We start from the raw sequence: 9,804 nt of genomic DNA on the forward strand, positions 1-9,804 counted from the left end.
GCGACGCCGTTCAGTTTCGAGGGTCGGCACGAACGCCGGATCGCCCAGCTCGCCGAATTCGAGCGCACCGGAGCCATCGCCGGGCACCCGGTCGACGTCCCCGCGAAGGCGTAGCACCGTGCCCGAGGGCCATTCCGTCCATCGCATCGCGCGCCAGTTCGCGCTGCACTTCGTCGGCCATCGGGTCGCCGTCTCCTCCCCGCAGGGGCGGTTCGCGGCGGGCGCCTCCGAACTGGACGGCCGCGAGATGACGGATGCCCGTGCCGTCGGCAAGCAGCTGTTCCTCGAGTTCGACCACTCCACCTGGCTGTGCGTGCATCTCGGCCTCTACGGCGCCTGGGACTTCGCCGGCGACATCACCGCCGATGCCACCGTCGCCTCGGCGAACGGACGAATGGGGCAGACCAACCAGCGCGGCACCATCCTCGACGAGGATGCCGCCGAGGACTCGATCGCGAGCATCGGGGCGCCGAGACGCACGCGGCTGCGGATGGCCGAGCAGGAGAAGCTCGAGGCGCCCATCGAGTCGTTCCCCCCGGAGCCGATCGGCGCGGTGCGGGTGCGGCTGCTCACCGACGACGCGGTCGCCGACCTCCGCGGTCCGACCAAGTGCGTGGTGCAGAGCCCCGAGGAGGTCGAGGCCACCCTCGCAAAGCTCGGTCCCGATCCGCTCGTCGACGACCCGGCCGAGGGGGAGGCGCGTTTCCTCTCCGTGGTGCGGAAGAAGCCGACGCCGATCGGGCTGCTGCTCATGGATCAGAACGTGGTCAGCGGCATCGGCAACGTCTACCGGGCGGAGCTCCTGTTTCGGGCGCGACTCGACCCGCACATCCCTGGCAAGGACCTGCCGGAGGAGACGATCAGGGCGCTCTGGCGGGACTGGACCCACCTGCTCGAGGTCGGGGTGAAGACCGGCCAGATGCTCACCATGGACGACCTGGACCCGGAGGCCTACCGCAAGGCGCTCGCCCACCGGGATGACCGGCACTGGGTCTATCACCGTGCCGGACTGCCCTGCCGGATCTGCGGCACGAACATCCTCATGGAGGAGATGGGCGGCCGCAAGCTCTACTGGTGCCCGAAAGACCAGGGATGAGATACACCCCGAGCTATGTCCTCGACGATCCGGACGAGGTCAGGCGGCTCATCCGGGAGAATCCCTGGGCGACGATCGTCTCCGGCACCGCCAACGGGCTGGTCGCCTCCCACTATCCGATCGTGCTCGAGGAGGAGGCGGACGGCATCAGCATCGTCAGCCACGTCGGGCGCCCCGACGAGGAGCTGCACGAGCTGGGGCAGCACGAGGTGCTGGTGATCGTCCAGGGCCCGCACGGGTACGTCTCGCCGGGCTGGTACGGCACCGGCGACTTCGTGCCGACCTGGAACCACGTCACCGCCCACCTCTACGGGACGCCGGAGATCCTCAGCGACGAGGAGAACTTCCGTGTGCTGGGGGACCTCGTCGATCACTTCGAGAGTCGGATGCCCGAGCCGATGAGCCTGGACATCGACGAGCAGAGCGCGCGCCGGATCGCGAAGGGGACCGTGGGCATCCGGATCCGGATGACCCGCTTCGATGCGCGGCGGAAGCTCAGCCAGAACAAGCGGCCGGAGGTGGTGGAACGGGTGATCGAGCGGCTGGAGAACGATCCGAACTACGCCCAGCCCGCCCTGGCGGAGGAGATGCGCCGGGTGCACGGCGAATGACCACGCGGCTCACGAACGCCCGTGTGCCTGGCGGCGACCCGGCCGACCTGCTCGTCGACGACGGCCGCATCGTCGAGGCGGCGGCACCCTCCGCGACGGCTGGCGAACGGTCAGCCTCCGAGGAGGTGATCGACCTCGACGGACGGTACGTCCTGCCCGGCTTCTGGGACGATCACGTCCACCTCAGCCAGTACGCCTTCGCCAGGCGGCGGATCGACGTCTCCGGTGCCGCCTCGGCGGCCGAGGCGGCGCGGATCATGCACGATGCTACGGCCGGTCGGCGGCCGGATGCCGGGCAGCCCCTCGTCGGCTTCGGCTTCCGCGACGGCCTCTGGCCGGACCGGCCCACCGCGGCGCTGCTCGACTCCGTGCTCGGCGATCTGCCGGTCGTGCTGGTCAGCGGCGACCTGCACTGCTGCTGGCTGAGCTCGAGTGCGCTCTCCCGATTCGGCCTGACCGGGCATCCCTCCGGCATCCTGCGGGAGGAGCAGGCCTTCCTCGTCACGGTGGCCTTGCAGGACGTTCCCGAGGAGACGCTCGACTCCTGGGTCGAGGATGCCGCGCTCGCCGCCGCCGCGCGCGGGGTGGTCGGCGTCGTCGACTTCGAGATGACGGACAACCTGACGGTCTGGCCGCGGCGGTTCGCCGCCGGCTTCGACACCCTGCGGATCGCTGCGGGGGTCTACACGGAGTACCTCGAGACCGCCATCGCGGCCGGCCACTACACGGGTGAGGCGCTCGGTCCCCAGCTCACGGTCGGTCCGTACAAGGTGCTCATGGACGGATCGCTCAACACCCGCACCGCCTACTGCGTGGACGAGTACCCGGGGCTGGAGGAGACCGCCGGTTCCCGGGGCGTTCTGTCCGTTCCGCCGTCGCAGCTGATCCCGCTGCTGAGACGGGCCTCGGCCGCCGGGCTGCTGCCCGCTGTGCACGCCATCGGGGACGAGGCGAACCGGCTCGCGCTCGACGCCTTCGAGACGGTCGGATGCGCGGGACGCATCGAGCACGCCCAGCTCGTCCGCGAGGTCGATCTCCCGCGCTTTGCTGCCCTGGGGATCTCGGTCAGTGTGCAGCCGGAGCACGCCATGGACGACAGGGACGTGGCCGACCACTACTGGGCGGGCCGCACCGACCGGGCCTTCGCCCTGCGGAGCCTCCGGGAGGCCGGGGCCAGACTCATCCTCGACTCGGATGCGCCGGTCGCCCCGCTCGACCCCTGGGTCGGCATCGCCGCCGCGGTGAGTCGCAGTCGCGACGGTCGTCCGCCGTGGCATCCGGAGCAGTCGATCGGTGTCGCGGAGGCCATCCTCGCGTCGAACCACGACCGGGCCGGGCTCGCCGTGGGTGAGACGGCCGACCTCGTGGTGGTCGACCTCGACCCGCTCACGGTGCCCGTCGACCGGCTGCGCACAATGCCGGTCGCGGCCACCATGCTCGCCGGTCGCTGGACCTACAACCGGCTCTGACCGCGGGAGATCTCCGGTTAAACGACGGATGCCGCCCCGTCGAGACAGGACGGCATCCGGAGTGATCTACTTCTCGCTGATGTGGGCGAAGAGGAACCAGCGGTCCTTCTCGAGGCCGCGGGCGATCTCGATCACGACGTCCTGGCTCACCGGGTCGAGCTCGGCCAGCTCGGTCACGGCTGTCCGCACGCCGGTGAGGACGGCGTCGATCTCCGCGATGACCTCGGCGATCACGATGTCGGAGGACTGGAATCCCTCCGCGAGCGTCGGCGTGGTCGCCTTGGCCGCGACGGTCTGAATGCGCGCATCCAGCGGGAGGCCCAGGGCGACGACCCGCTCCGCGGCGAGGTCGGCGTAGTCGTGAGCGTGGTCGACCACCGAGTCGAGGAGCTCGTGAACGGCCTGGAAGTTGGCGCCGCGGACATGCCAGTGCGCCTGCTTGCCGTCGACGGCCAGGGCGGTCAGGTCGATGACGACCGGGCTGAGGAACTGCGCGACTCCAGAGGTGACATCGGGATCGACGGCGCTGGTCGGCACTGCTTGAGTTGTGGGTGATACCGCTTCGGTCATTTTTTTAGCCTTTCGGTTCTGCCTAGGACAACGCTACGCGGCTGACCGTATTCCGCAAGCACGCCCAGGCTCTCCTAACCACACGCCTGACCACACGGGGGAAGACCCCACCCCCGATTCGTCGGGTCGCCGGATGCCGCAGGTCCCGCCCGGCGGGGAGGCTGAGACCATGACATCGACCGACTCTGCCACTCTGGACAGCGTGACCCCTCCCGCAACCTCCGCCAGGCGCAATTCCTATGGGCGCCTCTGGGGTGCCGTCCCCCGCGAGCTCGGGTTCCTCCTGCTCGGTTTCCCGCTCGCCCTCGCCGGGTTCGTCGTCACGGTGACTCTGTTCTCGGCGGGCACCGGCACCCTGGTGATCTTCGTGGGGTTCTTTGTGATCATCGCCACGCTGTATGCGTCCCGTGGCTTCGGCCTGCTCGAACTGCGCCGGCTCGAGTGGGCGGGCAGGCCGCCCATCGAGCGACCGGGGTGGCAGGATGCGCGGGCGAGGAACGGGTTCTGGGGCTGGCTCCGCTCGCTGTTCGGCAACGGGCACTACTGGCTGTACCTGCTGCACACCGGCTTCGTCGGCTTCGTCATCTCCACCGTCACCTGGACGATCATCGTGACCTGGCTGTCGGTCGCCTTCGGCGGCCTCAGCTACTGGTTCTGGCAGCTGTTCTCCCCGCATCAGGACCAGGAGTGGCACATCTCCACCTGGCTGCTGCGCTACTACGGGAGCGATCAGCGGGGTGCGGACGGCCGGGACATCCTCGTCTACCTCGTGATCGGGATCGTCTTCACCCTCACCCTGCCCTTCGTCACCCGGGGCCTGGTGATGCTCCATTGGGGGGCGGCACGCGGGATGCTCGGAGCCTTCCGATCGGACGCGCTGCAGCGGGAGGTCATAGCGATGGGCGCCTCCAGAACCGCAGCGGCGGCCGCGGAGGGCACCGCGCTGCGGCGGCTCGAGCGGGACATCCACGACGGCCCGCAGCAGCGCCTCGTCCGTCTGCAGATGGATCTCGCCGCCGCCGACCGCCAGCTGGACAACGATCCGGGCCGCGCCAGGGCCCTCCTCGGTGAGGCCATGGAGCAGTCGAGGGAGGCCCTCGACGAGCTGCGCGCCCTGTCGCGGGGATTCGCGCCGCCGCTGCTCCTCGACCGGGGACTGATCGCCGCGCTGGAGTCGCTCGCCGACCGCAACCGGATCACCCTGCGCATGGAGGGCGGTCTCGACGCCGGCGCCGAGTTGCCCCAGGAGATCGAACGCAACGCCTACTTCGTCGCGAGCGAGCTGCTCACCAACGTGACGAAGCACTCCGCCGCCACCGGGGTGGGCCTGCGGGTGGCCCTGCGGCGCATCCCGGAGCCGGATGCGACCTGGCTCGACGTCGTCGTCACCGACAACGGGTCCGGGGGAGCGCGGCTGGTGGGGGGTCACGGCCTCGCCGGTCTCGAGGAGCGGATGCGTGGCCTCGGCGGCACCCTGGAGATCGACAGTCCGGCCGGCGGCCCCACCACGGTGACGGCGCACCTGCCGGTCACCTACTGACCGGCGCTCGCCGCCGATCACCTACTGACCGGCCCACCTGCCGGTCATGTACTGACCGGCGCTCGCCGCCGCGCGCTGTCCGATCTGCGGAGCCCGATCTGCGGAGCCCGGTCCCGCGCCCCTGGGCCGGCCCTCCCGGCGCGGGAGCCGGCCTGCCCGCGCCGATAGGGTTGGTCTGTGAACGACTCCCCGTTGTGTGTGCTCGTCGCCGATGACTCGGTGCTGCTGCGGGAGGGGCTCGTCCGGCTGTTCGACGAGGCCGGACTGGAAGTCGCCGGGGCCTACGCGGACGGGGACGGCCTCCTCGCCGATCTGGTGCGGCTCGCGCCTGACCTCATCGTCCTGGACGTGCGGATGCCGCCGACCTTCCGCGACGAGGGTGTCCGGGCGGCGATCCGCGCCCGTCAGCTGCTGCCGGGGGTGGGCATCCTGCTGCTGTCCCAGTACGTCGAGGTCGCCTACGCGCGGGAGCTGCTCTCCTCGGGGGACGGCGGGGTCGGTTACCTGCTCAAGGACCGGGTCGCCTCGCTCGCGGAGCTCACCGATGCCATCGAGCGGATCGCGGCCCACAGCACGGTGCTCGATCCCGAGGTGGTCGCGCAGCTGCTGAGCAGGAGGCACGACCCGCTCGAATCGCTCACCCCGCGGGAGCGGCAGGTGCTCGCGCTCATGGGCGAGGGGCGCACCAACGGCGCGATCGCCTCCCAGCTGGTCATCGGCACCGGAGCCGTGGAGAAGAATGTCACCGCGATCTTCCAGAAGCTCGGCCTCGACGATTCCGGCACCGACCATCGCCGGGTGCTCGCCGTGCTCGCCTGGCTGCAACGATAGGTACCCATGCCATCCCCAGCTCCCTCGATCCGCCCGCCCCGGCTGGGGTTCTCGGCGCCCGTCGTCGTCGACGCGGACGCCACCGCCCTCGTCGCCCGGGACGATCACGACGGCGAACGCTTCGCCGACACCGACCTGAGCGGGTACGACCTGACCGGTTCCGAGTTCGTGGAGTGCGAGCTCGCGGACCTCACGCTCACGGACACGCAGCTGCGCGGCTCGCGATTTGTCGAGAGCCTGGTGGTGGCCCCGTTCGCACCGACCCTGCTCGCCGCTCGCACGACCTGGCGCGACGTCTCGATCGAGAATCCGCGCTGGGGGTCCGCGGAGCTGTTCGAGGCGCAGCTGAATTCGGTGCATCTCCGCGGCGGCAAGATCGACTATCTGAACCTGCGCGCCTCCCGGCTCACCGACGTGCTCATCGAGGACTGCACGATCACCGATCTCGACCTCGGCGGTTTCCATGGCACCCGGGTCGCGCTGCGCAACTGCCGGATCGGCACCCTCGACCTGACGCGGGCGACCTGCGTGGACGTCGACCTCCGGACGAGCGACTTCTCGATCGTCAACGGCATCGACGGACTGCGGGGTGCGGCCATCAACGAGTTCCAGCTGTCGTTGTTCGCCCCGGTGCTCGCCGCGCACCTGGGCATCGTCGTGGAATAGGCGCAGCACTCGGGTCACAGCGTCGCCCCTTCGTGTTTCATCGCCGTCACGGCGGCGGCATCGTCGAGAGGTCGATTCGGCCGCCGCGACGAGGTGTGCGGGAGGGATCGATTCGCGGAGGCGGCAGGAAGTAGGGGACGTTGTCCTCGACGAACACCTCCCAGCCGTGGTCGTGGATCTGATGGTGATGATGCGTGCACAACAGGATCCCGTTCGCCAGGTCGCTGTTCGGCGAGGTCGACCACCACTCGATGTGATGCGCCTCCGCGTACGAGGGCGGGCTCGTGCATCCGCCCCAGGCGCAGCCGCCGTCCCGCTCGGCGAAGGCGAGCTTCTGGGCCGCCGTGAACAGCCGCCTGCCCGCGCCGACGTCGAGCACAACGCCCTTGGCCCCGAGCACCATGGGGATGAGCTCGGCCTCCGCGGCGAGCTGCCTGGCCCGGCCGGCAGAGATGGTCTCGTCGATTCCGTCGATCTGCGCCCTGCCCAGGCCGGTCAGAAGGGACTCGAGGCTCATCCGGACCACCATCTTCGTGGACGGCAGCTCCCCGGCGGCCCCGGCGCAGGTCGCGGTGTGGCGGAAGATCTCCATGGCCGCGTCGGAACGCAGCTGTTCCAGGGTGTGTTCGTCCGGACCGCTCCGTTCGGCCAGACGGTGTTCGGCCAGACTGCGCTCGTCCGGGCCGTCAGCCACCGGCCCGTCCTCTGCACGCATCCGCCGCAGCTCGCGGCCGACGATGCCGTCGACCTGCGCCTTGACCAGGCCGGCCTCGGCGGGGTCGAGACGCCACTGGATGAAGACTGTGCCGTCGGACGAGGTGCTGAGCCGGAAGCCGCGTCGCTCGCGGCGCAGCTCGTCCCTCGGCTCGGCGCCGTCCTGGTCGAGCCGGTCGCGCATCTGCCGGGCGAGCCTGGTCATCTCGTCGATCGTCAGGGCCGGTGCCCATTCGACCAGGTAGCGCTCGCCCTCCTCCCTGGCCTCCTGCGAGCAGCGCAGCGCGGCCGACTCCAGCTCGCGCACGATGACGGCGGCCGACTCGATGCCCATCGCGCGGGAGGCGATGGCGTCCGCGACGGCGGGGAACCTCGCCGGCAGCGGCTCGCCGTTGAGAGCCAGTCGCGGCCTGACGGACAGCCCGACGTCGCACAGGCGCGTGGCCTCCCCGCGACCGAGGCCCCACAGCTGGGCGACCAGGAGCGACGGGCGGGCGAAACCGGCCCGCTTCGCCAGGCCCTCTCCGCCGAGAGACGACCGCGACCGCTCCGCGATCTCGCCGGCGACGGTGACCCGGAGCGTGTCGAGCGTTCGTTGTGCCTCGCGCAGTTGCGTGCCCACTGCCTCCAGCCCCTCGTCCGTCATGCTCGCCGCCTGCGCGGCCAGCGGCGCCTTCCTCGGCGAGGAAGGCGCCGACCCGCTGCGCCCACGATCGCTCCAGCTGCTGCGCAGCCCGGGTGAGCGGGGCGATCGAGGTGTTCATACGGACATCCTGCCAGCACCCACCGACATTCGAAGCGCGATAAGCGGCCGTGACCGGCATTTTTCATGTGGAATCGTACGCAGAGCATGTGCCTGTGGAGGAGAGGAAGGATGTCCGTGCATCCGTCGTTCTCACCGGGCGTTCGGGTGTCGTGTGGCACAGTTGAAGGCCCGCCACGTCATCATCTGGGAGGTCGACCACCGTGACCGTGAGATCGCGCGTGCCCTTCGCCTTGCTCATCGCCCTGCTGCTGGTCCTCTTCGGTGCGCTCTCCACCGGCACCGCGGCATCCGCGACCCCGTCGAAGCCGGGGCAGGCGAAGGCGGCGACGAACGGACTGCCGTATGTCGCGATGGGGGACTCCTTCGGGGCCGGTTACGGCATCGCGCCGGCGACCGGCAAGCCCGTCGCCGGGTGCGGGCAGTCGGGCGACGATTATCCGCACCGGGTCGCCGAGGCCCTTGGGCTGAAGCTCACGGACGTCACCTGCGCGGGCGCGGTCACCGCCAACCTGATCTCCACGCCGCAGCGCACCGACCACGGCACGGCCAAGCCCCAGGCGGATGCGCTCGGGCGGGACACGCGGGTGGTCACCGTCACCATCGGCGGCAACGATCTCGGTTTCTTCACCACAGCGACCGCCTGCATCGCGCTCTCCGCGGACGGGCCGATCATCTCGGCCCAGAAGCCGAACTGCAAGAAGTCCTACGTGATCGACGGCAAGGACACCATGGCCGCGCGACTCGCCGGGCCGGTGACGAGCGGCCTCGCCAAGACCTTCGCGACCATCACCGCGGCGGCACCGAGGGCGAAGGTCTTCGTGGTGGGCTATCCGACGATCATGCCGAATGCGGCCAACACGCCCGCGAAGGGCTGCTTCCGGGCGCCGCTGGAGGGAAGCAGTCTGCCGGCACTGCACATCGACGACGGCTTCCCGTTCACCGATGTCGACGTGGTCTATCTCAATTCGCTCCAGCAGTCGCTGGACCAGGCGATGCGGGCGGCCACGGAGCGCGCGGGGTTCACCTACGTCTCCACGCTCGAAGCGAGCGCCGCCCACAGCCCCTGCGCATCGGCGGACGCCAGCTACATCAACGGGATCAGCCTGCGGCTGAACAGCGCTGACCGCGCGCTGTCCGTGTCCCCGGGCGCGCTGCATCCGAATGCGAAGGGCGCGGCGTTCCTCGCGCGGTCGGTCATCCCCGAGATCGAGCGGGCGTTCCCCGTTCACACCTCCACGCCGCGCCCGCAGTCGCTGCCGGCTCAGGATGCCTCGCCCTGGCGCTGGGCCGCGTTGGCCGTCGGCGCCGTGGTGCTGGCGATCGTCGCGCTCTGGGTGATCCTGTGGCGGCGGAGACGCAACCGCTCGGTCTCCTGAACGGCAGATGTGCATCCGGTCGCCGCGAGTGAGATCGTCTCGTTTCTAACCGGCCTGTCGTGCCCCGCCACGGTACGGTGAAGCCATGGACGAGCTCCGCCGCCTCGACAGCAGCCACGACTCGACGGACGAGCCGTTCGGTTCCCCGGCCGATCCGTTCACCAT

9 protein-coding genes and 1 pseudogene are annotated in these 9,804 nt (G+C 70.2%); 8 read left to right on the plus strand and 2 right to left on the minus strand.

The genetic code is table 11. The features are described from left to right. From VGC18_RS11060 to VGC18_RS11075, 4 genes and pseudogenes are all read left to right on the plus strand, one after another. A pseudogene (locus tag VGC18_RS11060) lies at positions 1–114 on the plus strand (ribose-5-phosphate isomerase); the annotation flags it as partial. Positions 115–118: 4 nt separating this feature from the next. Next, complete coding sequence (locus VGC18_RS11065) at positions 119–1,096, plus strand: Fpg/Nei family DNA glycosylase (RefSeq protein WP_331097279.1); 978 nt, start codon at positions 119–121, stop codon at positions 1,094–1,096. Then, positions 1,093–1,707, plus strand: a complete 615-nt coding sequence (locus VGC18_RS11070; RefSeq protein WP_331097281.1) for an FMN-binding negative transcriptional regulator — start codon at positions 1,093–1,095, stop codon at positions 1,705–1,707. The genes VGC18_RS11065 and VGC18_RS11070 overlap by 4 nt, the downstream gene beginning before the upstream one ends. Next, a complete protein-coding gene (locus tag VGC18_RS11075) occupies positions 1,704–3,176 on the plus strand; it encodes an amidohydrolase (RefSeq protein WP_331097283.1) in 1,473 nt (490 codons plus the stop codon). Before VGC18_RS11070 ends, VGC18_RS11075 begins: the two co-directional genes overlap by 4 nt. Positions 3,177–3,242: 66 nt before the next feature. Here the strand turns inward: VGC18_RS11075 and VGC18_RS11080 are convergent, their stop codons facing one another. After that, positions 3,243–3,746 (minus strand): DNA starvation/stationary phase protection protein, encoded by a 504-nt coding sequence (locus VGC18_RS11080; RefSeq protein WP_331097285.1) that lies wholly within the window; start codon positions 3,744–3,746, stop codon positions 3,243–3,245. A 169-nt stretch (positions 3,747–3,915) separates the two neighbouring features. Between VGC18_RS11080 and VGC18_RS11085 the strand changes: the two genes are divergently transcribed. From VGC18_RS11085 to VGC18_RS11095, 3 genes are all read left to right on the plus strand, one after another. Continuing rightward, positions 3,916–5,286, plus strand: coding sequence for a sensor histidine kinase (locus tag VGC18_RS11085; protein WP_331097287.1), 1,371 nt, complete (start codon positions 3,916–3,918; stop codon positions 5,284–5,286). Between the two features lie 177 nt (positions 5,287–5,463). Further along, positions 5,464–6,117, plus strand: a complete 654-nt coding sequence (locus VGC18_RS11090; RefSeq protein WP_331097289.1) for a response regulator transcription factor — start codon at positions 5,464–5,466, stop codon at positions 6,115–6,117. A gap of 6 nt (positions 6,118–6,123) precedes the next feature. Continuing rightward, positions 6,124–6,783 carry a pentapeptide repeat-containing protein gene (locus tag VGC18_RS11095; protein WP_331097291.1) on the plus strand — a complete coding sequence of 220 codons (660 nt, stop codon included), beginning with the start codon at positions 6,124–6,126 and terminating at the stop codon, positions 6,781–6,783. Between the two features lie 46 nt (positions 6,784–6,829). Here VGC18_RS11095 and VGC18_RS11100 read toward each other — a convergent pair whose 3' ends face one another. Further along, positions 6,830–8,143, minus strand: a complete 1,314-nt coding sequence (locus tag VGC18_RS11100) for a DUF222 domain-containing protein (protein WP_331097293.1) — start codon at positions 8,141–8,143, stop codon at positions 6,830–6,832. A 320-nt stretch (positions 8,144–8,463) separates the two neighbouring features. Here VGC18_RS11100 and VGC18_RS11105 point away from each other — a divergent pair, with 320 nt between their 5' ends. Further along, complete coding sequence (locus tag VGC18_RS11105) at positions 8,464–9,639, plus strand: SGNH/GDSL hydrolase family protein (RefSeq protein ID WP_331097295.1); 1,176 nt, start codon at positions 8,464–8,466, stop codon at positions 9,637–9,639. Positions 9,640–9,804: the final 165 nt, after the last annotated feature.

The sequence above is a fragment of the Lacisediminihabitans sp. genome (assembly GCF_036404185.1).
Classification (GTDB): domain Bacteria; phylum Actinomycetota; class Actinomycetes; order Actinomycetales; family Microbacteriaceae; genus Lacisediminihabitans.

Coding starts and splice junctions, on each gene's coding strand:
- VGC18_RS11100 (WP_331097293.1), bottom strand. CDS start 8,143: ATGACGGACGAGGGGCTGGAGGCAGTGGGCACGCAACTGCGCGAGGCA.
- VGC18_RS11085 (WP_331097287.1), top strand. CDS start 3,916: ATGACATCGACCGACTCTGCCACTCTGGACAGCGTGACCCCTCCCGCA.
- VGC18_RS11070 (WP_331097281.1), top strand. CDS start 1,093: ATGAGATACACCCCGAGCTATGTCCTCGACGATCCGGACGAGGTCAGG.
- VGC18_RS11075 (WP_331097283.1), top strand. CDS start 1,704: ATGACCACGCGGCTCACGAACGCCCGTGTGCCTGGCGGCGACCCGGCC.
- VGC18_RS11080 (WP_331097285.1), bottom strand. CDS start 3,746: ATGACCGAAGCGGTATCACCCACAACTCAAGCAGTGCCGACCAGCGCC.
- VGC18_RS11095 (WP_331097291.1), top strand. CDS start 6,124: ATGCCATCCCCAGCTCCCTCGATCCGCCCGCCCCGGCTGGGGTTCTCG.